Source organism: Caballeronia sp. M23-90, from assembly GCF_053574605.1.
This window is the reverse complement of sequence record NZ_JBSIPA010001079.1, coordinates 1-252: the sequence shown is the minus strand read 5'-3', so window position 1 is coordinate 252 and position 252 is coordinate 1. Positions and strand designations below refer to the sequence as shown.

Here is a 252-nt window from a genome sequence, read left to right as displayed (position 1 = left end):
TTTATAACCGGCAGCGCACACAGGAGCGTCTGGACTATCTGTCGCCGGCCGCTTTCACGCAGCGATTCCATTTGAGTAAAACCGCTGCTTAACCCGTTGGCGTCCACGGATTCCGACCGACCTCAGTTTAGCGGAGAGATCGTCGGCTATGCCATGAGCGAGCGCATGACAAAACAGCTGGTCATGCAGGCGCTGTTTCGGGCTGTCGCGTCGCACCGGCCACCGACGGGCCTGATACAACATACTGATCGC

Annotated in this window: 1 pseudogene; it reads left to right on the top strand. The window is 58.3% G+C overall.

Annotated elements, in window-relative coordinates:
- Nucleotides 1-126: 126 nt before the first annotated feature.
- Nucleotides 127-252 (top strand): annotated as a pseudogene (locus ACRXB1_RS37890) (IS3-like element ISBvi4 family transposase); the annotation flags it as partial.